Below are 23895 nucleotides of genomic sequence, written 5' to 3' on the forward strand. Positions count from 1 at the left end.
TTAAACCACCTTCTCCTCCAGAGGACTCACACCTCCAAGCAAATGCCCATGCCGGGCGTACACAAAAAGATCCGGCACAGTGTTTCCACCGTGCCGGATCTTTTCTTCAGTTGCGGGGACAGGATTTGAACCTGTGACCTCTGGGTTATGAGCCCAGCGAGCTACCGAACTGCTCCACCCCGCGTCGCAAGAACTACTTTACCTGCAGGTGAATGTCAGGCCAAATCGAAACGACGTGACCTCCGTCTCCCCTGCCCCGCGGCCAAGCTGCGGGGGCCACCAGATCAAAAAGAAAGACCGGACCAGTTCAGGTGAGGACTGGCCCGGTCTTCCAAAAACCTCCAGCTAAGCCGGAACCGGCCAGCTGGAGTCAGCTATTTGCTTGGCGAAGGCGAAGGCGACGACGAGGCCGACGGGCTTGCCGAGGGGCTGGCACTTGCCGACGGGGCCGGGGTGACACCAAGCCGGGACTCGGCGTCGAGCGCTTTCTGTATCGCCGCGGACAGGATGCTCTGCTGGGCACCGTATCCGGCGAAGTCGCCCTTGGCCAGTGCGGCCTGGCCATCCTGGATGGCCTTGTTGGCCTGGTCCAGCGCAGCCTTCAGCTGGGCCTGTGCATCCGCAGTTGCGGGTGGCGTGGTGGTCCCCGGCGGAGTGGGGGTCTGGCCGTTATTTGCCGAGTCTCCCGCCGAGGCCCCCGAGTCGCCCCCGAAGAGGATCTTCAACGCGCCGTCAAGCGTGGGCGCAAAGCCCACCTTGTCGCCAAAGGCCACGAGCACGCGCTGAAGCGTTGGATAAGACGTCTCACCAGTCGACTTCAGATAGACCGGTTGGACATAGAGCAGGCCTCCGCCCACCGGCAAGGTCAAAAGGTTGCCATTGAGTACATCGGATGCTCCCTGCCTGAGCAGGTTGAGTTCCCGCGACACTTCAGGATCGGAGTTGAACTTGTTCTGGGCCTGGCCGGGTCCTGGAACCTGGGTATCCGTTGGCAACTGGAGTAATCGCAACTGGCCGTACGTGTCCGCCTTCACCCCCTTCTGGCTACCGGCGTCGGAATCGGCAGCGAGGAACCCGTACAGGATGTTCCGGGCAGCGCCGTTGACCACCTGTGGAATGAAGGATGACGTCAGCTGGAAGGCCGGCTTGGTCTGGTCGGGCATCTGCAGGGACATGTAGAACGGAGGCTGCCGGACGGGATCCGTGACCGTGGGGTCGTTCGGAACGCTCCACGCATCGTTGTTCTGGTAGAAGTTGTCCGCATTGGTCACGTGGTAACGCCCAAGCAACTCACGCTGGACCTTGAACAAGTCTTCCGGGTAACGGACGTGGCTCATGAGCTGTCCGGACATCTCCGAGTACGGCTTAACGGTGGTCGGGAAAATCTTCTCCCACGCTTTCAGGATGGGGTCCTGGTCATCCCAGGCGTACAGCGTGACCGAGCCGTCATAGGCGTCAACAGTGGCCTTGACCGAGTTCCTGATGTAGTTGACGGTGCTGTTCGGCAGTGCCGCCGTGCGCCCCGAGGTCGTTTGCGAATCGGCCGTGGCGTTTCCCAATTGCTGCTGCTGGGAGTAGGGGAAGTACTGGCTGGTGGTGTAACCGTCCACGATCCACTTCACCCGGCCGTCGACCACTGCGGGATAGGCGCTTCCGTCCACCGTCAGGTAGGGAGCAACCTTTTGCACGCGCTCACGCGGAGTGCGGTCGTAAAGGATCTGGGACTTCTCGTTGACGCCGTCAGACAGCAGCAGGTCCGAGGACTGGAACTTGATGGAGTACAGGAGGCGGTTGAACCAGTTGCCCACGTTCGGGCCACCGTTGCCGGTAAACGTGTACTGCGTTTCAGTGGAAGTGTCCTTGCCGGCTGGTCGGTCCTGTTCGCGGTGCGCAGCGCCATCCGGGGCACCGACCACCGAGTAGTCCGGCGAATCTTCACCGAAGTAAATGCGGGGTTGGTAGCTCGCATCGCTGCCAAGGGTACCCATGGATGGTATTCCGGAGAGCAGGAAGTCCGGCTTGCCGTCAACAGTGAAGGTGTTGCCCTTGGCGGCGACGACGCCGTAACCGTGGGTGTAGACGATATGCCGGTTGACCCAGGTCTGCTGGCTCGCGTTCAGCCCGTCCTGGTTCAATTCGCGGACAGCGATCACGGTGTCCTGGGTCTTGCCGTCCACGGTGTAGCGGTCGACGTTCAGGGCCTTGGGGAACTGGTAGTACGGGCGGTATTGCTCGAGCTGGGAAAATGCGGAGGAAACCAGGTTCGGGTCCAAGAGCCGGATGTTGGCGGCCGTCTGGGCATCTTTGGCAAGCGCCCCGGTCTTGGCGTCCGTGGTGGCGTTGTAGGGAGAAACCTTGATCTTGTCCAAACCGTAGGCGGACCGGGTCATGGCAATGTTGCGGTCGATGTACTTGTTTTCCAGCGTCTGCTCCGAGGGGCGGACTTGGAACTGCTGGATGACCCAGGGATAGACACCGCCGGCGAGGATGGACGTGATGATCAGCATGGCCGTGCCGATCACGGGCAGGCGCCAACGGCCGATCACGGCGGCCACAATGAAGAGGATGGCCACCAGACCCGCGGCAACGGCCAGGATGGTCTTCGTCGGGATCACGGCGTTGACGTCCGTGTAGAGGGCACCTGCCCAGTGGCCGCCGTTGTTCTGGACGGTGCTGTAGACGTCAAGCCAGAAGTTGGCTCCTAGCAGCAGCAGGAAAACGGCCCCGGTCACGGCCAAGTGGATTTGGGCGGCACGGCTGGTGAAGATGCCGCGTTCCATGAGCCGGATGCTGCCATAGAGGTAGTGGGTGAGGATTCCCGCGATTCCGGCAATCACCACAACACTCATGAGGAAACCCGTGACAAAGCCAAGGAACGGCAAAGTCATGAGATAGAAGCTGATGTCCAGGCCAAACTGGGGATCGGCCTGGCCGAAGGGTACCTGGTTGAAGAACAAAAGCACCGATTGCCACTGGCTCGCGGCCGCGCTGCCTGCAAAGAGGCCGAACAGCACGGGGACGCCGATCATGACCACGCGTCGCACGGGTTCGAGTTGCGCCTGGTACCGGTTCAGATTGTCCCTGACCTCGGAGTCCGGAGCGTAAACGGGCCGTGCGTGGTAGGCAACGCGGATCGCGTAGAAGACCGGCACGAACATGAGGACGAAGCCGGCGAGGAAGATCAGGATCCGGGCCAGGTTCTCCCTGAAATAGACTTCGAAGAAGCCCAACTGCTGATACCAGAGGACGTCTGTCCACACATTGGCGAAGAAAATGAATCCCACCACGGCGACGGCGACGATGATCAGAGTTGGAGTGAGTGCACCCCGTCTCCGCTGCGGTCTTCCGGGCGGGCTGGTGCTGGCTGGACGGGACAAACTCGATACCTCATCGCTGGTCGTCAGTTAACGGTCATCAGTGCGTGTGTTCGTCGGCCCCGGTGCCGGGTGCCAATGGCGGAGGCCGTCATTAGTGCCACGAGTGGCAGTGGAGCTAAGTTCCATCATCAGTCTAGTTGTTGGAGCATGTCGGGAGGCGGGACACATTCTGGCCCGAGGCGAGTCGCTCGACGGCTGATTTTGCGTCCGCCAGAGTGTCCACTTTGACTACCTGCAGCCCGTCCGGAACGTGCCCAACGACCTCGTCGCAATTGGCGGCGGGCGCGAGGAAAAGCGTGGCGCCGCCGTTGCGGGCTCCGCGCATCTTCTGGGCGATTCCTCCAATGGGTCCCACGGTGCCGTCCGGCGAAATGGTGCCGGTGCCGGCCACATGCTTGCCCCCCGTGAGGTCGCCCGGGGTGATGCTGTCGATGATGCCCAGTGCGAACATCATGCCGGCGCTCGGTCCGCCCACCTGGTCCAGGGAGATCTTGACGTCGAACGGGAAGGTGAACTTGTACTGAAGCAGTACGCCCAGGATGTACTTGCCGTTCGAGCCCTTGCCCGGAGTGATGCTCACCGTCACAGGCTTGCCGTTCCGATCGACGACGACGGCGGCAGGCGCGCCCGCGCCGTCGGCCAGTGCGGTTTGGACGACGTTCAGGGACGTGACCGCCTTGCCGTTGATCGACGTGAAGACATCCCCTGTTTGGAGTTTGCCTGCCGAGGCCGAGCCATCGGACAACCCTGCGACTGCAAGCTTCTGCCCGTAGGGAATGTTCTCTTCTTTGAGGGCCGAGGCAACTGCGTTCTCTTGGGAGGTAGTCATGGCAAGCGCGCTTTCCTGTTCGGATTGCTGCTTGGTGACGCCCTTGGGATAGAGAAGTTCTTCGGGGTATACGGCCTTGGAACCATCCAGCCAGGCTTGAAAGGCCTCGAAAATGTTGACGGGTCCGTTGGGGCCGCCGTTGATGTAGACGGTGGTCAGGTCCAGATTTCCTTTGGCAGGATACGTCGCGTGCCCGGAGATGCTAATGACCGGCTTGTCGTGGTCCGTGCCCAAGGTGTTGAACGTCGGTCCGGGAGATTCCACGACGTAAGGAACAGGAAGGACAGCCGCGGCGATTCCCAACACAATGGTCAGGGCGCCGGAGACGAGCATCGCGACGTACCGGCCGTCACGGCGCCGTACCGGTTGGGGTGCGTGGGGCGGTTCCTCCCCCGGGTCCTCGCCTGGCTCCCTCGTTTGTGCCGTGTCCGGCTCCGGGGAATGGCCTTGCGACGTCGGGGCGTCCGGGGAGTCGGAGGGGCCGAGAGGCTGTCCGGGTTCCCCGGCAGCTCCGGGGCTCGGCAAACTAGTCAATGGAAGACCTCTCCGCGCCGGGAACCGTGTGCCTAGCGCTACCGTTTCGACCCCCTCATGGTGGAGGCCAGTAAACATACCAACGATCCACCCTACTTTGCTGTGCCCGCGTGAGGTGCTTTGCCTAGAGCGAACGACGCGTTCCTGAGGCAGACAGCCCCGGGGCATCGCGGTACCTTGAAAGTGATCACCAGTCACACCGACGATCGGCGGCACCATGACCTCCAACCCCAATACCCCTCCCAACGGAGACGATTCACCCGTGGATCCCTTGGCAGAAATGCTGAAGAACCTGATGGGCGGGCAAGGCATGGGCAATATCGACCCCGCCGAATTGGCAAAGGCCGCAGGGCTGCCGAACGACCCCAACATGCTGCAGCAAATGTTCGCCCAGGTGCAGGCCATGATGAGCTCCACTTCAGAGGGTCCCGTCAATTGGCAGCTCGCCCACGAGAATGCACGCCGTGTCGCCGCTGCCGGCACGGATCCGTCGGTGAATGCCGTACAGACCCGCGAAGTCGACGAGGCGCTCCGGCTCGCGGAACTCTGGTTGGATCCGGTCACCGATCTTCAGGCAACGGGCCTCATCGGCCGCGCGTGGTCCCGCGCTGAATGGGTGGAAGCTACCCTCGCTACGTGGAAACGGCTCACGGAGCCGGTGGCCAACAGCATCGCCAACGCCCTGTCGGACGCACTGACCCAGCAAATGCCGGAAGAAATGAAGGCCATGATGGGTGGCACCTCGTCCATGTTGCAGAACATGGGCGGGGCAATCTTCGGCATGCAGCTGGGCCAGGCCATCGGGGCCTTGTCCGCCGAGGTGGTCAGCTCCACCGACATCGGCGTTCCACTGGCTGATCTCGAGATGGCATTGCTACCGGCCAATGTGGCGAAGTTCGGCGAAGGCCTGAGTGTCCCTGAGAATGACGTCCGGCTGTTCCTCGCCGTCCGCGAAGCCGCGCATGCCCGGCTCTTCGTGCAGGTTCCATGGCTGCGCGGCCATCTCCTCGGAGCGATCGAAGCTTATGCCCGGGGCATCCACATCGACTTGTCCCGCGTAGAGGACCTCGCCCGGGACCTGGATCCCGGCAACCCCGAGGGCATTCAAGAAGCCCTCTCCCAGGGGGTGTTCACGCCCGAGCGCACTCCCGAACAATCGGCTGCACTGGAGAAACTCGAAACCGCACTGGCGCTGGTTGAGGGCTGGGTGGACGAACTCACGGCTGCCGCCACCGAGAACGTGCTGCCATCCGCCGTCGCACTCCGCGAGACGGTGCGGAGGCGCCGCGCCACTGGAGGACCCGCTGAACACGCGTTCTCGTCGCTGGTGGGACTCGAGCTGCGTCCGCGACGCCTGCGCGAAGCCGCCACGCTGTGGGCTGCACTGAAGGACGAGCGGGGAATCGCCGGGCGCGATGCCATCTGGCAGCACCCCGATTTGCTCCCGACGGCGCATGACCTCGACGACCCGGCGGGCTTCACCGAACGGCGCCGCCTGGCTGAAGCCAGCGACACCGAAGTGGACGATGCGCTGCAGAAGCTCCTTCAAGGTGGCTACGACGCTCCGAAGGATGAGGAGAACACAGAGGGGAGCCCGGAGGCTCGTAAGCCTGAAGACGGAGACTCCCCTGACAACACGGAGCCGGGCGGGCCGAAAGCTTAGCGGCTCCTCGAACGCCTAGTCGGCGTCGGCGTCCCAGCTTCCGGCTGGAGCGCCGGCGCCTTCTTCATCCGGTCCAAGCCCACGGGACGTCGCAAAGGCGACGCCCTCCAGGAAGGCCTTCGCCCGCTGTGTTTCGGGGTACGCCTCCAGCAAGCGCCAAAACGCGGCGTTGTGCCCGGCCACGAGCAAGTGCGCGAGTTCGTGGAGCAACACGTAGTCGATCACCCATTGCGGCATCGACTGGAGCTTGTCCGAAAGCCGGATGGTCCCGTCCGCCGGAGTTGCCGAGCCCCACCGTGACTTCTGGTTGCTGACCCAGCGGACCGACGTCGGGGTGGCACGCCCGCCCAGATACCTTGAGGACAATTCCGCGGCATGGCCGGCAAGGGCTGCGTCGCTCGCGGGTCTCCGCCTGCCGGCGCCCTGGGCGCCTCTCTGCCCTTGGCGCTTGAGCTTGTCCAGCATCCGCCGGACCCATTCGTTTTCTTGTGCCTTCGTGAAGTGGGCAGGGATCGCCACAACGGCGTTCCCGTCCTCCCAGAAAGCCGCCACGGTACGACGGCGGCGGGCCGAGCGGCGAACGACGACGGGCGCGCCGTCGTCGGTTGTCAGCGGCAAAGCCGACTGTCCCGCGATCCGCGGCACTAGGCAGACCCGTTCTCGACCAGAACTGCCAGCACGGCTTCGCCGTACTTTTCCAGTTTGGAAGGTCCGACACCGGCGAGTTTCGCCAGTTCCTCAAGGGACTCCGGCCGGGCCTCGGCGATGGCCGTCAATGTCGCGTCCGTGAAGACCACATAGGCGGGAACTTCGTTGCTCAGGGCCTCCTCCTTGCGCCATTGCCGCAAAGCCTCAAAGGTCTGGTCCTCGTAGGTAGGCGGGCACTGGCTGCAGCGACCCACTTTGCGTTCGGCGCCAGTGGCGAGCATCGTGCCGCAGACCCTGCACGACGCCGGTGCTGCCGCCTTGCGCCGTGGCGTGGGGCGGCTGCGCGCGCTGGCTCCGAGCACCGAGTCGGGGCGGAGCCCGTCGAGGAAGCGCGAAGGCTTGCGGTTGGCACGTCCACCAGGCGTGCGGGCCGTGGACCAGGACAGGTTCAAGTGCTCGCGTGCCCGCGTGATCCCGACGTAGAGGAGGCGGCGTTCCTCGTCCACGCTTTCGGGAGTGTCGGCGAAGGAAATAGGCATAAGTCCCTCGCTCAAGCCCACCAGGAACACGGCGTCCCATTCCAGGCCCTTCGCTGCGTGCAGCGATGCGAGGGTCACGCCCTGGACTGTCGGGGCGTGCTGGGCCACCGAACGTTCCTGGAGCTCGTTGACGAATTCCATCAAAGTGAATTCCGGCCCGCGGCTAATGGCGAGTTCATCCGCGAGGGCCACGAGCGCGGCCAGCGACTCCCAGCGTTCGCGGAGTGCGCCCCCGCTATGTGGGGCGGCATCCGTATAACCGAGCGAAGCCACGATGTCCCGGACCAATTGGCCGAGCGCCTCCTTGGCGGAATCCTCGGCTACCGCCCGCGTGGCGGCGCGCAACTGCAGGATGGCGTCCCGGACTTCCTTGCGCGCGAAGAACCGCTCACCGCCCCGCAGTTGGTAGCCGATACCCGCCGAAGCAAGGGCTTGTTCGTACGCTTCCGATTGGCCGTTGGTGCGGAACAGCACGGCAATCTCGCTCGCCTTGGTGCCGGCGTCGATCAATTCCCGGATCCTGCCTGCGACCACCGCCGCCTCGGCCTCGTCGTCGGGGCATTCCATGAACCGCGGCTCTGGTCCGGCCGGGCGCTGGGCCACCAACTGCAGGGGCTTGGCCCAGGCTGCGTCGGCAACCGTTCCACCACTGCGGCGGGATCCGAGGAGGTCGTTGGCGAGCTTCACCACTTGAGGCGTGGAACGGTAGTCGCGAACGAGTTTGACGACCGTCGCCGAAGGGTAATGGCCCTTGAATCCAAGGAGGTGCTTGGGAGAGGCGCCCGTGAAGGAGTAGATGGTCTGGCTGGAGTCACCCACCACGCAGAGTTCGTCGCGGCCGCCAAGCCACAGCTCAAGAAGCCTCTGCTGCAGCGGAGAAACGTCCTGGTACTCGTCCACCACAAAGTGCCGGTACTGCTCGCGGACCGTGGCTGCCACTTTCGGGTCCTCCTGAAGGATGCCTACCGTGATCAACAAGACGTCCTCGAAGTCGATCACGTTGCGGTCCGTCTTCACGTCCTCGTACGACTGGAAGACCCGCGCGACGGCGGTGAGGTCGAAACCTCCTGGAGTGCCGCGGCCGTGCGCGTTCTCAAGGTAGTTGGCCGGCGTCAGCATGGAAACCTTGGCCCACTCGATCTCCGCCGCAAGGTCGCGGATTGAAGCGCGGTCGGTGCTCAGCCGGAGCCGCCGCGCGGCTTCGGCGATCATGTTCGCCTTGTGGTCCAGCAAGTTTGGCAGGACGCCACCGACCGCCTGCGGCCAGAAGAACTGCAATTGCCTGAGTGCAGCGGCGTGGAAGGTGCGGGCTTGGACGTTACCGACGCCGAGATCCCGCAGCCGGCTGCGCATCTCGGCGGCGGCCCGGGATGTGAAGGTGACGGCCAGGAGGCGCTGAGGGCTGTAAACGCCGGAGTGGACGCCATAGGCGATGCGGTGTGTAATGGCCCGGGTTTTTCCCGTACCCGCTCCCGCGAGGACGCACATGGGACCAGTAAGGTTGCTGGCGACTTCCCGTTGCTCGGCGTCAAGGCCGCCGAGAATCCGGTCCTCGAGTGAAACGGTGTCGCTGAAAATACCCTCTGTCACTGCTGGAGGTCCTCGATGAGGCCGCCATACCAGTGCTCGATCAGGGAACGTGCAATCGAAAGCCTCGTGGAGATCGTGATCTCGCCACTGAGCACGGCTGCCTGGAGTTCCGCGCGGCTGAACCAGCGCGCCCGGGTGACCTCGACGCCGTCGGGCCGGGCCTCGACGTCGTCCGTTGTTGCGGTGAACCCGAGCATAAGCGAGGCCGGAAACGGCCACGACTGCGAGCCAAGGTACTGGCAAGCGGTGACCCGCACACCTACTTCTTCCCCGATTTCGCGAACCACGGCCTGTTCAAGCGATTCCCCTGGCTCAACGAAGCCGGCGAGCGTGGAGTAGTTCTTGGCGTCAAGCGGCCCACCTCCACCCAGGAGAAGCCTGCCGTCGGAACCGACCACGGTGACGATGATGGCCGGATCGGTCCTTGGATAGTGCTCCGATTTGTCCCGCGGGCAACGCCGGACCCAGCCGCCGGCTTCGATTTCCGTGGGAGTTCCACACTGCGGGCAGTGGGTATGGGTGGCATGCCAATTGGAAATCGCGCTGGCCTCAACAAACAAGGCTGTGTCCATGGCACCGAGGCGCGCGGCGACCTCCCGGAATCCCGCCCAGGACCCGGAGGCAGGAAGGCCCGCGGCTCCAGGCGAAACCGGCTCAGTCGGAACGAAGAGGACGATCGGTGTTTGCTCCGGGACCGAGGAAGCAGCGAGGGTCCGGCCGAGATAAACCACGGTGAGCGGTCCGCCAGCGGCTTTAAGGTTTTCGAAGAGCGGCGCGGCGTCGCCCAGCCACAGCTTGTCACCCATCACGAGGGCCTGACGCTGCGACACCACCATGGCCTTGGCCGATCCTGAGGAGATCACTTCGTCAAGCATGCCCGGTTTCAGGCGTTCGGCAGATCCGCGGTCAACCATGGCAGGGCGCACTGGAAGAACGGTATCTATAAGGTGGTTTGCCGGCGCCTGGAACTCGGTGAAACTCATGTACCTACCGTACTGACTCGCACCGACAATTGACATTTGGATCTTTCAGCGATGTACGCCCCTGGATCCTGTTTTCCAGCGGATCTCAAGACTCGCCGCACTGCATCGCTGCCAGAGGCGCTTGTCAATCTACCGTGGAAGACGTGAGAAGAACACCGTTCGAACTGGCCGCTGTAGCTACTGCGGCGGTGCCCGGCCTGACGCCGATGGCTGCCGCCTCCGCCCCGGATGATGCTGCCGATTTCGACTCGGCGCTTCTGCTGGATTCCGAGGGCAAACGGTGGCGTGTCCGTTCGCCGCGCCATCCGGAAGCCAGCGCCCGGTTGGAAACCGAATTCATGATTCTGCGGGCTTTCGCTCCGGCCATCCGGGCCGAGCTGCCCTTTCTGATGCCCACTGTGGCCGGAACCGTTCGCCAAGGTGCACTGAGCACCTTTGTTTACGCCCATTTGGCGGGGGCCACGCGCAGCATCGAAGAGTTGTCCACCTGCAGTGATGCCTTGGCCAAGGAGATCGGTGCGGCGCTGGCCGCAGTCCACGACCTCCCCCAATCCCTCGTCAACAACGCCGATCTTCCCAGCTACACGGCCAACGAATTCCGCCAGCGCAAGTTGAACGAGCTGGACCAGGCCGCCACAACGGGCAAGATTCCGCCCGCGCTGTTGCGTCGCTGGGAGCACGCACTCGAGGACGTGGCGCTGTGGCGCTTCAACCCGTGTGTGGTCCACGGCGACCTCCATGAAGACAATCTGCTGGTCGACGGCGACAGCGTGACGGCCGTGACGGGGTGGACCGATCTGCGCATCGGTGATCCTGCCGATGACTTCGCCTGGCTCGTGGCGTCAAACGAACAGCGCTTCGTGGAGTCCGTCCTCCGGCACTACACGGAAGCCCGGCGGGATACGCCGGACAGCCACTTGCTGCGACGCTCGGCACTTCTTGCCGAATTCGCCTTGGCCCAGTATCTCGTCAAGGCCTTGGCAGCCGGTCACAGTGACATGACGGCAGAAGCCGAGGCGATGCTCAAATCCCTCGCCGACGACATCGAGGAGCAAAACGCGTTGGCGGCCGACGAGGCCGAGGCGGCTGCTGCGGAACTTGCAGCTGCGGAACTTGCCGCCGCGGAAGGGCTGGCAGCACCGGCAGTCGTTATGGCTTCGGAAGAGAAGGCCCCGGAGGGCGACTCCGCGAAGCCCACGGTGAGCGTTACAGCTATCCCGGAGCCTTCGGGAGATTCAGGAGACGGGACCGAGCCGACTCCGGAGGCGTCGTCCGAAGCTGACGACACCTCGACGACGGCCCTCCAGATAGTGGAGCCCGCGCCGCTCCAGGACGCCAAGGACCACTAGTCCTTCCCGGCTTGGCTGCCGTGGTTTCGGCTGCCTACCGGTTTCGGCTACCCAGCGCGGAAGCGATGATCTTCTCCAGTTCCGCGACCGTGCCCAGGTCATGGGGCCTCACAACAGCGTCATCGGCAACGTAGTAGAACGCTGCACTGACGTGCTCCAACGGCACACCCTTGAGGCGCGCCCATGCCAGGCGGTAGACGGCCAGTTGCACGGCGCGGGTCTTGAGTTGCCTGCCGGCCGGGCGCTTGCCCGTTTTCCAGTCCACCAGTTCCCATGTGCCGTCCGCGCCGCGGAAAACCGCGTCAATCCGTCCGCGCACCACGACGTCCGCGATCCTTGTTTCCACGGGAACTTCGACGAACGCCGGGGACCGGTGCGCCCATTCAGAATTGCTAAACGTCGCCACCATGTCGTCAAGTCCGTAGGCTTCGTCGATGTGGGAGTCAGAGCCGGGGGCTTCGTCGATATCCAGCATCCCGGTGGTTCCGTAGTATTCCTCCACCCAGGAATGGAAGGCGGTGCCTTTGCGTGCCGAGATCCCGGGTTGCCGGGGCACCGGGCGCCGGAGCTGGGCCAGGACCGCCGTGGGGTCGTCTCCCAGGTCGACGAACATCGATGCCGAGATGTGTCCGGGCAAATGGACGTCCTGGACGGGCTTCCGCCGCAACTGCCGTTCCAACAACAACTCCGCTTCGGCGGCCCAGCCCGCTGCGGCACCGCGGAGGGAGGTCCGCGAGGCATCGATGACGAGCGGCGAATCCGTCCGCAGTCCCTCGACGGCGTCCCGGACCCGTGTTGCTGCCGCCTCCATGGCGGCCCGCCGCCCAGGTACCAAGCGGAGCCGTTCCCCTGTGCGAGGGTCGCTGGGACCTTCGAGCGGATCATAGGGGAAGATCGCCACCTCCGTGCCGACTGTCAAGGGGCTCTCAGTGGGCAGCGCGTCTTCGCTGAGGGACTGCGGGTGAATGGCTGCGGCCGATGCTCCCCGGTCGTTGTCTCCTGCATCACCGGCGAGGCAGGCCAGCTCAGCGAGGAAAGGTGACGTCTCGGCAATGCCTGCCCGCGAGCCATTCCACGCGGCGCTCGAGGCCCACAGGACGAACTTTGCGCGAGTATAGGCAACGTAGGCGAGTCGCCGCTCTTCGGCTTCGCCGTGGTGCTGGACTTCCGATTTGAAGTCCTTTTCGGCGTCCAGCCAGCCCTTTTGGTCCGGCTGGTCCAGATCCCATTGAGGGAGATCCGCCCGGTCGCCACGAAGGGGCCATGGCAGGGCCGCGGTGCCGCTGCTCCACCGGGAGTCCCGGTTGCTCGGGAAGGCCCCGGCGTTGAGGCCGGGGACGAAGACAACGTCCCATTCCAAGCCTTTGGAGGCGTGAACTGTCAGTAACTGCACGGCCTCGTGGTTCACCTCGGCGTCCGCCATGTCCAGTCCGCCTTCTTCTGACGCGGCCGCTTCAAGCCACCCCAGGAAGGCCAGGAGATCAACCCGCTGCGAAGTCCGCAGGAAACCCGCCGCGGCATCATGGAATGCGTCCAGGTTCCGGCGGGCCTGGTGGATGCTCGTCCCGGGCTTGGCAGCGACCTCAATGTCCAGCAGCATGGCACGTTCCACCTCGCCAATCAGCGTGGTCAGATCGTCTCCCATGAACCCCCGCAGGTTCCGAAGCTCCGCAGACAGCCGGCCAAGACGGTCCAAGGCCGCCGGGCTCAGGGAGCGTCCATGGCCGGAAGTCCACCCTGGGCGTGGCAGGAAGTCCAGCGCTTCCACGAGGCTGGCCGCATCAGTAATGTCGCTCTCCACGACGGTCTCCATCGGGCTTTCGTCCGCGTTTGACGCATCGTCTGCAGTGCCGCTGTCTCCCGCACCGCCTTGGGATCGCCGCCGGGCAAGGAACTGGGACCAGTCGCGGAATGCCATCAGATCTGCAGTTCCGATACGCCACCGGGCGCCTGCCAGCAAACGCATCAGGGCATCGGAACGGCCGGGATCTGCGAGAACCCGGAGCGCAGCCACAAGATCCACTACTTCAGGGGTGTCGAGGAGCCCACCGAGTCCGACTATTTCGTACGGAATTCCTTGGACCTCGAATTCCCGCCGCAAGCATTCCATCTGTGCCCGACGGCGGCAAAGCACTGCCATGGTGGGAGAAACCGGCGTACCGTCGGCCGCGGTTTCAAAGACTGTGCGCCGGTAGCGCCGGACGTCCCGCCCAATCGCTGCGGCTTCGTCTTCGTCGGTGGCAAATCGTCCGAGAACGACGTTGCCGTCCACGGCTGCCGGGCTCGGCTGCAGCGGAGGCACTGCGACGGAACCGTCGTCGGCCCTGGAGCCCGGGGCTCCGTCATTCGCGGCGGCCTTGTTCAGAGGGGCGGAAATGACGTTTGCGGCGGCCAGGATGTTGCGCCCGTTCCGCCACGCAGTGGTCAGGTACGAGGTGGGTGCAGTTGTAAGTGATGCCGTTCCAAAACCGTCTTCCACCCGGACGGGAAATTCCTGGACAAAGTGGAACAGTTGGCCGGCGGAAGCACCCCTGAACCCGTAGATGGACTGGTTCGGATCCCCCACCGCCGTCACAGCGTGCCCTCCCCCGAACAGGCGGGAGAACAGGACCAGTTGCGCGTGCGAGGTGTCCTGGAATTCATCCAACAGCACCACCTTGTAGCGGGCCCGTTCGGTGGCAGCCGCCAACGGTATGTCCTGGGCGATCTTCGCGGCGAGCGCAACGAGATCGCCGAAGTCGAGGACGCCGCGATTCCTCTTGGCCTCTTGGTAGCGCCCCACCATGTCCGCGACGCTGGCCCTGGTACGCAACATGGCGCCGAGATCACCGGCAGCTTGGCTCGGGTTCTTTTTCGCGGCGGACACATAGGGCAATTGGGCGAACTCGGACACCCGGTCCATCAACCAGCGCTGAACCTCGGCCGGTTCTCGCAAGTGTTCGGCGCACTCGCCGGCCAACTGCATCACGGCGTTGACCAACGTGGACTTGGCAGCGGTGAAGTGCTCATAGTCGCCGTCGTACGCTTCGACCACTTCACTCGCGAGCTGCCAGGCCTGGGCGCCGCCGAGCAACACCACATCGCGCTCGATGCCCAGGCGCAGGCCGTAGTCGGATACGATCCCGCTGGCGTAGGAGTGGTAGGTAGACACTTTGGGTTCAAGCTCGTCGGAGCCTGCAACCCCCTCCGGGAAGCCGTACTCCCCGTTGTCCGAGGATGCGATGCGCTGCAGGGTGGCCAATTTCGCGCGGATACGGCTGGCCAGCTCCCCTGCGGCTTTACGGGTGAAGGTGACGCCAAGGACCTCTTCGGGGCGAACCCATCCGTTCGCGACGAGCCACACCACACGGTCCGCCATGGTTGCGGTTTTCCCCGATCCGGCGCCGGCGATGACTAGCCGGGGGGTCAACGGTGACGCAATAATCGCGGATTGTTCGTCCGTGGGACGGTTCCGCTCGCCGAGGATATCGGCCAATTCGCCGGGCGAAAATCGAGGTTCCGGCAGGACCGCGGCATCTTCGGCGGCGTCTCCGGCCTCAATTCCCGCGAGTGTCTGGACGGTCATTCCGTGACCTGCTTTCCCCTGGCGCACAATGGGCAAATATCGGGCAGTCGGCAGCCGTGGCCTCCATGGCTGCCTTTCGAGGGATCGTGACGTGCTTCGAAGCTTGCTCCGGCCATGAGCACGGCGGCCTCGCTGACAAGGTCCTGTGCCCAGTTATCTCCCGGGTCCAGGGGCTCCTGCACTTGGACCGCAGGCGTTTTTGTCTTGGTCCCCAGCTGTGCCAGCACGGCACCGCCGGGAACAAGCCCCGGAACAGGCAGATCCTGGAACGCCCCGTGCAGTACCGCCGCCTGATACGCACCGAGTTGGGGGTGCCTGGCCAGTTCGGCTTTGCCCGGCTGGCGTTTGCCCGTCTTGAGGTCGACAATCACCAGCCTGCCCTCAGCATCTATTTCCAAACGATCCACTTGTCCCCGGAGCACGGCGTTCCGGACAACATCGGAATCCTCGGCAACGTGGCCCAGACGCACCTCCGGAAGGGGAACCTCGAAGTCCACTTCGACCCCGGCCAGATTTCGGCCTTCGCTCCGCATGACAAGGACGTATTGGGCGAGTTTCCGGACCATCTGCTCTGCCCGTTGGAAGTCCAGCCTGCCCTCCCAGTTGTCCTTCATGCCCAGGGTCGGCCAGCGACGCACGAGCTCCGTGACATATTCCGCGCCGGAAGCATCGGGCAACTCCTGGGCAATCGTATGGACCAAGGTGCCCAGGCTGCGGGCAAAGTCGGTAGCGGCTTCGCCACCGGCCGCCTGGACAAACCAATCCAACGGCGATTTGTGCACAGTTTCCACCTTCGAGGGAGAAACGAACACCGTGCCTTCCGCCGGGACCACCGGTGCCTCGCTGCTAAGCGGTGCCAGTCCCCACCAGGAATCCGGATGCGCGCCCGGCACGGCGGGCTGTGCGGTGGCAAGGTGTGCCAGCACGCGAGCAGCTTCCGCGGCGTCCGCGGCGACGCCCGGGCGGGCGAGCGCGGCGTCGTCCGGCTGAACGCGCTGCCTCAGCTCGGCCACCAAGGCACGCAGGGTCATGGGCCTGCCAACCGGTGTGTACTCACGTTGGTACTGTCCCGGTTCCAGAGGGGCCACATAGTCGAGAAAGGCAGACTGCTGCTCGTCTTCGGAAGAAACCGCGGTGCAGATGAGGACTTCCCGGGCCCGCGAAACGGCTGTGGAGAAGCTGCGCAGTTCGTCGTAGCGGATATCCCGCAGCCTGCTGAGGGGCCCGCGTTGCAAGGCATGTTCGACTCCATGCTCCACGGCATCGGCGAACAAAGTACTCCCGAGGAGTTCACCACGGAGCCTCGTATTGGGCCAGACGCCCTCCTGCAGACCCGCCACGATGACCACGGCCCACTCCCGCCCGGCCGCGCTGGCCGGCGTCATGAGCTCCACTGCTTCCTCCAACTGTGCCCTGGCGGCAAGGGTGTCCATGGGGAGTTCCTGGCTGAGCAGATACTCGAGGAACTGTTCGGGACCGGAGCCGGGGAGTTGGTCGACATAGCGCTCGGCTGTGTGGAACAGTGCCATCATGGCGTCAAGGTCCCGGTCCGCCCGGGCGCCGGCCGCGCCGCCGTCGAGCGCCATTTCCGTCCAGCGCGAAGCCAGGCCGGTGGCTTGCCACAACGCCCACAACACCGTCTCCGCGTTAGCCCCTGACTCGGCGGCCGCCGAACGTCCCGCCGCGATCATCCGGGCCAAACGGCGGGCCGAACTACCCTCGATGCCCAAAGAACCCAGTGCCCCGGGCTCCAGCAACGCTTCAACCAGCAACGCATCGCTGGACCGTCCACCACCGCCCAACAGTTCCTCCCGGCGCAGGGATTGCCGCAGGCGGCGCAACTCGATGGCGGTAGCCCCGCCGATCCTCGACGTGAGAAGCGAGACGGCAGACTCAGGCGTCAGCTTGGCGGCATCCAGCACCACGCCGTACACCTCAAGCAGGGGACGGACAGCCACTTCGTCGCGGACAGCCGAGTCCGCGACGGGGACGCGGACCGGGATTCCCTGACCGCTCAGATAGCGCTGGAGCTGCGCCAATTGCCCACCGTTGCGCACAATTACTGCGATGTCGCCGAACTCGTGGTTTTCGCGCAGCTGTGCTTCAAGGATGCGTTGTGCCACATAGCGCAATTCGTGGACTGTGGACGGAAGGACATGTGCTTCCACCCGACCCATGGCCTGGCTACCTCCGGAAGGAGTTTCCTCCGCCGATGCAGGAAGTGGGTCCAGACGCCGGGCCAGCTGGCCTCCCGCACGCTGCGAGATGCGCGCCGCTACGCCCGTCCACGCTTTTGCGACGTCCGGGAGGTGCCGGTGGGTGTGCCATAGCGGAAGCTCCCGCACGGTACCCGCAAGGCCTCCGAGAAGCCGCGGCAGTTCTGCGACAAGGTCCGGTCGTGCTCCGCGGAACCCCTGGACGACGGTGTCCGGGGAGGACGCCACCAAAACGTCCTTTCCTTCCGCGATGTCCGCGAGCAGTTCAAACACGGCGGGGTTTGCCTCTTGGACGTCGTCCACCAGGATCAACTGCAGCCGCTCCCGCTCTGCCGCCAGGAACCCGGGCGAGTCCTGGAAGATTTGGCGCGCGGCGGTAATGATTCCTGCCGGGTCAAAGGCCTCCGGCATGCGCAGGTCCAGGACATCCCGGTACTCCGAATAGAGGTCTGCGGCAGCGATCCAGTCCGGTCTGCCGCATTCATAGGCAAGCGACGTGAGGTCGTCCGCAGTGCGGCCGGATTCGATAATCCGGTCGAAGAGCTGCCGGATCTCCTGGCGGAAACCCCGAGTTGGCAACGCGGCCGACAAGTCCTGCGGCCAGGGAAGTTCGAAGCCCGGCCGGGCGTGCCCCTCCAGCAGTTCCTTGATGATGAGGTCCTGTTCCGGCCCCGAGAGCAATTTGGGCGGCCGCTTCAGCGGCAGCACGCCCTCGGCCTTGGCCCGCCGGATCAGGTCGAAAGCGTATGACGCCCAGGTGCGCGCCGGCGTCGTACTCAAGCTGCGGTCCAGCCGCCCGGTAAAGGTGTCCCGCAACGCCGACGCCGCATGCCGGCCGGGTGCGAGAATCAGGATCCGTTCCGGATCCACGCCGTCACGCTGAACCCGGCGGACGGCGGTTTCCACCAGCACAGTGGATTTTCCGGTGCCCGGCGCCCCCGGTATCAGGACCGGCCCGGATCCGTGCGGGAGCCCGACGACGGCAGCCTGGTCGGCTGACAACTCCGGCGCTGCGTAGTGGACCTCGCGCGGGGGAAGCAGGCGCAACCGGGCGGGCGCCTGCCGCGACTGTGCCTGCCGCGGTTGTGCCGGGGTTGCATCCTGCGTTGTTGCTTGAGGTGTCGGTGTTGGACTCACACGGTCATTTCATCATCGGGTACCGACAATTTATGGAGCTGACGCTCGAGTTGCTCAGAGATCGCGTCGATACTGTCGAAATCGCGGTCCGTGGGAGCCCACCGGGCCAGGGACAGGTCAACCCGCCAGCGGCCCTCGCCGGTCCGCAGATACTCCGCGTAGGCGCCGTGCAGCGGCGTTCCCTCATCCAAGTAGTGATGTAGCGCTTCCGACTCAAGTCCTGGGGGCGCTTCCCCGCTTGCACGCAGTACGCGCCACCAAGCCACTGTGCTCCCATGGTGGCTCATGACCGATCCGATCTGCCGGGGACCGCCTGAGCCCAGAAGCTCGGCAACATCCCCATAGGACACGGCAACGCCGGGCGGCATGAGATCCACGACGGCCAGTACCGCCGTCACAAACTCCATCCGCATGCCACCAGCCTATCGGCATGCGCGGCCGGATCGGCGCAGAAGGAGTGTCGCTCCGGTTCTTGTCGGAGGGCGCCGGTAGCGTTGAAGCATGAGCTCCTGGAACACCCTCCCCCGCGCCGCGTTCGACCTTGAGACCACGGGACGGAACTCCCGGTCCGCGAGGATCGTCACCGCTTCCGTCACGGTAGTGGACGACGACGGCGGCATCGTCAAGGAACTCGAATGGTTGGCGGACCCTGGAGTGGAGATCCCCCTGGAGGCCAGCGAGATCCACGGCATCACCACGGAAAAGGCGAGGGCCGAGGGCCGTCCGGCGGCAGAAGTGACGCGCGAACTCGCGGCAGCGCTCCAGGAACTTTTCGACGACGGCGTGCCGGTCATTGCGTTCAACGCCAGCTATGACTTCACGGTCCTGGCGGCCGAATCCGCCCGCTACGGTGTGCCGCAACTTAGCCGTTTCCCCGTGCTTGACCCCTACGTCATGAACAAACAGGTCGACCGGTACCGCAAGGGCAAGCGGACCCTGACCGCTTTGTGCGAGGAGTACGGTGTGAACCTCGATAACGCCCACACCTCCGCTGCAGACGCCCTCGCCACGCTGCGCGTCCTCGATGCCATGGCCGGCAAGTTCCCGAAACTGCAAATGCCCGCTTCCAAGCTGCACCACCTCCAGGTCGATTGGGCGGCTGCACAGGCCGCCGATTTCCAGAGCTACCTGCGCAAGACCAAACCGACAGCCGTCATCGAAGGCAATTGGCCGGTCCTTCCCCCGGAAGATGCCAGCCGGGGAGACTTCTAAAGCGGCCGGACTTTCAGAGCGCCCATCCACGTACCGGACGCTTTTCCAGAGTCCGCATGATGGGACGCACGTCACATGGCGCTTATTGCCTGAAAGCCAGCTGGACGTCAGTCACGAATTCCCCTCGACGGCTGAGGGGCGCGGCACTTCAAGCACAATTTCCATTCGATCTTGAATTTAATTCGGAGTTTCCGGGAATCCCACGTCTTATCGCCGTCAATTTATCGCTGAATGGGCGGATGACATAATTAAGTTTGGCGGGTCGAGTACTGATATTGCGGCCCAAACCTGCTTTGGCTGCGTTCCCCGCCCGTCTCGATACGAACGCGTGTTCCCCGATGAAAGTGATTTGCTTGATGAAAATCAAAGCCCTGAAGTGGTTCTCTGCTGTCCCCGTGGCTGCAATCCTGGCCGTCTCCCTGGCCGCGTGTGGTGGCGGAGCGGGCAGCACCAGCAGCGCCTCGCCGACCGATGCCCTCCAAGGCAGCGACCAGAAGACTCTGGACAAGTACACCACCAAGGACGTCACCGCGCTGGACAAGATCGACAAGTCCAAGCTGGGCCTCATCACCGACGGCACGCTGCGCGTCGGCACCCTCTCGGACGCCCCGCCGAACATCTTCATCGATCCCTCGGGCAAGTTCACCGGCTATGACAACGAGCTGCTGCGCGCGGTTGGAGCCAAGCTGGGCCTCAAGGTCGAGTTCGCCTCCACTGACTTCTCGGCGCTGCTCTCCCAGGTCAAGAACAAGCAGTTCGACGTCGGATCCTCCTCGATCTCCACCACGGACAAGCGCCGCGAGTCGGTCGGGTTCACGAATGGCTACGACTTCGGCTACATGGCTGTCGTGACCAAGTCCGACTCCAAGATCAAGGGCTTCGCGGACCTCAAGTCCGACGTCCGCATCGGCGTCGTTCAGGGCACCGTCCAGGACGACTACGTCACCAACACGCTCAAGCTTGAGCCCGTCCGCTTCCCGGACTACAACACGGTTTACGCCAACGTGAAGAGCGGCCAGGTTGACGCCTGGGTCGCCCCGTCGCAGCAGGCAACCGGCCAGGTCAAGGACGGCGACAACACCAAGATCGCGGAAAAGGTCGTCAACACCCAGAACTTCACCGCCTGGGCCGTGAACAAGGACAACCAGCCTCTGCTCGATGCCCTCAACTCCGGCCTTGACGCCGTGATCGCAGACGGTACCTGGACCAAGTTGACGGCCGAGTGGTACAAGGACCGCCCGACGACGGCGGAGCAGACCCCGCAGGGCTGGAAGCCGGGCAGCAAGGCCGTCCAGATCCCGGCCAAGTAACCCAGGCGTTCCATGGATCTCCAGGAAATCCTCAAACAGCTCGGCGAGACCTTCCTCGACTGGAAGGCGATGGGCGAAGTCATCCCGAAGATGTTCGCGGTCGGCTTGCCGAACACGCTTGTCCTCGCCGTCACCTCCGGCATCATCGGAACGCTGCTCGGGATGTTGCTCGCCCTCATGGGGATCTCCCGGAATCCTGTCGCCCGGTGGATTGCCAGGATCTACACGGATGTCCTCCGCGGGCTCCCGGCAGTGCTCACGATCCTCGTGATCGGCCTCGGTTTCGGACCCATCATCCGGCATTTGACGGGCTCAACAAGCCCGTACCCGTTGGCTGTCGCGGCTCTGTCCCTGATGTCGGCGGCGTACATCGGCGAGATCTTCCGCTCGGGCATCCAGAGCGTCGACAAAGGGCAGCTGGAGGCAACACGAGCACTGGGGTTCGGCTACGGCCCTGCCATGCGCCTTGTGGTGGTTCCCCAGGGTGTACGCCGCGTGCTGCCCGCGCTCGTGAACCAGTTCATTGCGCTGATCAAGGAGTCCTCCCTTGTGTTCGTCCTGGGTCTCCTCGCCTCTGAACGGGAAGTCTTCCAGATCGGCAAGGACTTTGCGTCTACGAGCGGCAATCTGTCCCCCTATGTGGCGGCGGGCCTGTTCTACCTGGTCATGACGATTCCGCTTACGCATTTCGTGAACTGGCTGGACCGCCGCCTGCGTTCGGGGCGACCGGAAAAGAAAGAACCGGACGAGGCGGCCGCCGTCGTCGGAAAGGGAGCCCAGGCATGAGCGAGTTCGCTTCAGGAACACTGACGGCCAAAAACATCCATTTGTCCTTCGGGTCCAACCATGTCCTGCGCGGCATCGACCTGCACGTCGAGAAGGGCACGACGGCTTCCGTGATCGGCCCGTCCGGCTCGGGGAAATCCACGCTCCTGCGGGTCATGAACCGGCTCATCGAACCCGAGCAGGGTGACATTTTGCTCGATGGCCGTTCGGTGCTCAAGGACAACCCGGATGAACTGCGCCGGCGGATCGGCATGGTTTTCCAACAGTTCAACCTGTTCCCGCACAAGACCGTAGCGGAAAATGTCTCCCTCGCACTGCGGAAGCTCCGTGGCATGTCCAAGGAACAGGCACGGGAAGATGCCCTGGCCCAACTGGACCTTGTAGGACTCAAGCACAAAGCTGACGCCCGGCCAGCCAACCTCTCAGGCGGGCAACAGCAGCGAGTGGCCATTGCCCGAGCGCTCGCCATGAAGCCCGAGGTGATGTTCTTCGACGAAGCAACTTCGGCCCTGGACCCTGAATTGGTCAAGGGCGTTCTCGCGCTCATGACCGAGCTGGCCAAGGGCGGCATGACCATGGTGGTGGTAACCCACGAAATGGGCTTCTCAAGGAACGTGTCCGACACCGTGACGTTCATGGACGCAGGCGTCGTCGTAGAGACCGGATCGCCGGAACAACTCTTCACCGAGCCGCGGACCGATCGCCTGAAGGGCTTCCTTTCGGACGTGCTCTAGGCCTTAACAACGAAGATCCCCGGTTTCCGGACGAACCACCCAAGTGGTGAATCGTCCGGAAACCGGGGATTTTTTCATGTCCGCCCGGGCCCGTAACCGGGGCTACTGCCCCGCCTTGACTTGAAGCACAGTCAAAGCAGCGGCATCGACTGATTTGCGGAATTCAGGATCGGTCTGCGCACGTTGCAGGACCTGGGCGTACATCGCCGGAACTGAAGCCGTGTCTGCGCACAGAACCATGGTGCCGCCCGCCCCGATGAAGTTCGTTGCCCTATCCCCCATGCTCCAGGGCGACAGCTGCACGGCGTTGCAAAGGTCATCGGACACGATGATGCCGGTGAACCCCGCGTCCGTCCGCAACATGGTGCGCATGATCACCGACGAAAACGGGGCCACATGGTCGGGATCGATCTTGTCGTAATAGGCGTTGGAAATCATGACCCACCGGAGTCCGCCGTCGATCGCGGCTTTGAACGGCATCAGGTACGGATCCGTCCGGGTGGTTTCGGCGTCGTGGACGTTCGCGCTGACGTCAGTGTTCAGGCTGACGCGCCCCATTCCTGGGAAATGCTTGACCACGGGCGCCACCCCCGCGTCCCGCAGTCCGGCCGCCATCGCGTTCCCGTGCTCGGACACCGCGGCAGGGGTGAAGCCGTATTCGCGCTTGAACGCCCCAATGGGCTTGTTCGAGGGCGCAAATTCGGGGCTGGGAACGGTATCCAGTACTGGCGCCAGGTCAACATTCACCCCGGCCTGCAAGAGTTCGGCCCCCCAGTTCCGGGCGTCGGCGCGTAGTTGTTCAGGGCTCGAGTTGCCTTGCTCCAAGGCTGCGGGAATAGGCAGGAATCCAGGTCCCCGGAGGACTTGGACGGAGCCGCCTTCCTGGTCCGTCGCGACGGACAGGGGCAAGCCACGGCTTGAGGCCGGCGAAATGCCCGCCCTCAGCTTTTCCACCACTGAGGCTGTCGCTGCAACGCCTGCTTGGCTCCGTCCGGCCAAATAGATATTGCCCACGTGGTTGTTCAGGAGATCGGCCACTGCGCCCGAATCGCTTCCGTCGGCCTTGGCCGCCACCATGAACAATTGCCCTACCCTTTGTTCCAGGGTCAGGCCCGCGAGCCGCTGTTCCGGCGTCGGGTGCGGTGGCGGCGGCAGCTCAGTAGGACCGGCCGGCGTTGCAGAAGCACTCGGCGGTCCCGCGGACGGAGAGTTGGAAAACCGAGGCGTTGGGGCGGCCTGGGGAGTGCCTGGCGCCGAGGGCGGGTCCCCGGCCGCCATCAAACCGCGGTCAGGGGCGTCGGCATGCGCAATGCCGGCAAATGCCCCGGCCATCAGGGCGAAGAGGATGAGCACTGAAATTCTGGACGGCTTGAGCAGATGAATCATCGCCTTGTAGATTCGATCGTTGCCCACAGCCTGCTCC

General features: G+C 64.1%; 15 protein-coding genes and 1 tRNA gene. 6 read left to right on the forward strand and 10 right to left on the reverse strand.

The genetic code is table 11. The features are described from left to right. Nucleotides 1-110 precede the first annotated feature (110 nt). The 3 genes from ABEA18_RS09355 to ABEA18_RS09365 all read right to left on the reverse strand — a co-directional run bounded on the left by ABEA18_RS09355 (nt 111) and on the right by ABEA18_RS09365 (nt 4731). Nucleotides 111-184, reverse strand: a tRNA-Met gene (locus tag ABEA18_RS09355). A 190-nt stretch (nt 185-374) separates the two neighbouring features. Next, nucleotides 375-3377 (reverse strand): UPF0182 family membrane protein, encoded by a 3003-nt coding sequence (locus tag ABEA18_RS09360; protein WP_345449089.1) that lies wholly within the window; start codon nt 3375-3377, stop codon nt 375-377. A 133-nt stretch (nt 3378-3510) separates the two neighbouring features. Next, on the reverse strand, nt 3511-4731 hold the full coding sequence (locus ABEA18_RS09365) for a YlbL family protein (RefSeq protein WP_425550508.1): 1221 nt from the start codon (nt 4729-4731) through the stop codon (nt 3511-3513). A gap of 226 nt (nt 4732-4957) precedes the next feature. On the opposite strand from ABEA18_RS09365, the gene ABEA18_RS09370 reads away from it, so the two are divergent. Then, a complete protein-coding gene (locus ABEA18_RS09370) occupies nt 4958-6403 on the forward strand; it encodes a zinc-dependent metalloprotease (RefSeq protein ID WP_345449090.1) in 1446 nt (481 codons plus the stop codon). Nucleotides 6404-6418: 15 nt separating this feature from the next. Here the strand turns inward: ABEA18_RS09370 and ABEA18_RS09375 are convergent, their stop codons facing one another. Genes ABEA18_RS09375 through nudC form a run of 3 tightly spaced genes read right to left on the reverse strand, consistent with a single transcriptional unit; the run spans nt 6419 to nt 10163 of the window. Continuing rightward, entirely contained in the window at nt 6419-7021 is a 603-nt protein-coding gene (locus ABEA18_RS09375; protein WP_345449091.1) for a M48 metallopeptidase family protein, read from the reverse strand. A 26-nt stretch (nt 7022-7047) separates the two neighbouring features. Next, nucleotides 7048-9180 (reverse strand): ATP-dependent DNA helicase UvrD2, encoded by a 2133-nt coding sequence (locus ABEA18_RS09380; RefSeq protein ID WP_345449092.1) that lies wholly within the window; start codon nt 9178-9180, stop codon nt 7048-7050. Beyond that, nucleotides 9177-10163, reverse strand: a complete 987-nt coding sequence (gene nudC, locus ABEA18_RS09385; protein ID WP_345449093.1) for an NAD(+) diphosphatase — start codon at nt 10161-10163, stop codon at nt 9177-9179. The genes ABEA18_RS09380 and nudC overlap by 4 nt, the downstream gene beginning before the upstream one ends. Before the next feature lie 143 nt (nt 10164-10306). Between nudC and ABEA18_RS09390 the strand changes: the two genes are divergently transcribed. Further along, nucleotides 10307-11512 carry a macrolide 2'-phosphotransferase gene (locus ABEA18_RS09390; RefSeq protein WP_345449094.1) on the forward strand — a complete coding sequence of 402 codons (1206 nt, stop codon included), beginning with the start codon at nt 10307-10309 and terminating at the stop codon, nt 11510-11512. 34 nt (nt 11513-11546) lie between these two features. Here ABEA18_RS09390 and ABEA18_RS09395 read toward each other — a convergent pair whose 3' ends face one another. From ABEA18_RS09395 to ABEA18_RS09405, 3 genes are all read right to left on the reverse strand, one after another. Next, nucleotides 11547-15077, reverse strand: coding sequence for an ATP-dependent helicase (locus tag ABEA18_RS09395; protein ID WP_345449096.1), 3531 nt, complete (start codon nt 15075-15077; stop codon nt 11547-11549). Further along, complete coding sequence (locus ABEA18_RS09400; protein WP_345449260.1) at nt 15074-18340, reverse strand: ATP-dependent helicase; 3267 nt, start codon at nt 18338-18340, stop codon at nt 15074-15076. Before ABEA18_RS09400 ends, ABEA18_RS09395 begins: the two co-directional genes overlap by 4 nt. Before the next feature lie 86 nt (nt 18341-18426). After that, nucleotides 18427-18843: an MGMT family protein gene (locus tag ABEA18_RS09405; RefSeq protein ID WP_284751582.1), complete on the reverse strand. Its 417-nt coding sequence runs from the start codon at nt 18841-18843 to the stop codon at nt 18427-18429. An 88-nt stretch (nt 18844-18931) separates the two neighbouring features. Here ABEA18_RS09405 and ABEA18_RS09410 point away from each other — a divergent pair, with 88 nt between their 5' ends. The 4 genes from ABEA18_RS09410 (at nt 18932) to ABEA18_RS09425 (ending at nt 22472) form a co-directional block, all read left to right on the forward strand. Then, a complete protein-coding gene (locus ABEA18_RS09410; RefSeq protein WP_236811988.1) occupies nt 18932-19642 on the forward strand; it encodes a 3'-5' exonuclease in 711 nt (236 codons plus the stop codon). A 356-nt stretch (nt 19643-19998) separates the two neighbouring features. Next, nucleotides 19999-20952: an ABC transporter substrate-binding protein gene (locus ABEA18_RS09415; protein ID WP_345449097.1), complete on the forward strand. Its 954-nt coding sequence runs from the start codon at nt 19999-20001 to the stop codon at nt 20950-20952. Nucleotides 20953-20964: 12 nt separating this feature from the next. Then, nucleotides 20965-21738 carry an amino acid ABC transporter permease gene (locus tag ABEA18_RS09420; protein ID WP_236811990.1) on the forward strand — a complete coding sequence of 258 codons (774 nt, stop codon included), beginning with the start codon at nt 20965-20967 and terminating at the stop codon, nt 21736-21738. After that, nucleotides 21735-22472, forward strand: a complete 738-nt coding sequence (locus tag ABEA18_RS09425; RefSeq protein ID WP_345449098.1) for an amino acid ABC transporter ATP-binding protein — start codon at nt 21735-21737, stop codon at nt 22470-22472. Before ABEA18_RS09420 ends, ABEA18_RS09425 begins: the two co-directional genes overlap by 4 nt. A gap of 102 nt (nt 22473-22574) precedes the next feature. Here the strand turns inward: ABEA18_RS09425 and ABEA18_RS09430 are convergent, their stop codons facing one another. Then, entirely contained in the window at nt 22575-23885 is a 1311-nt protein-coding gene (locus tag ABEA18_RS09430) for a glycoside hydrolase family 3 N-terminal domain-containing protein (RefSeq protein WP_345449099.1), read from the reverse strand. Nucleotides 23886-23895 lie beyond the last annotated feature (10 nt).

The organism is Arthrobacter gyeryongensis, assembly GCF_039543785.1.
Classification (GTDB): Bacteria; Actinomycetota; Actinomycetes; order Actinomycetales; family Micrococcaceae; genus Arthrobacter; species Arthrobacter gyeryongensis.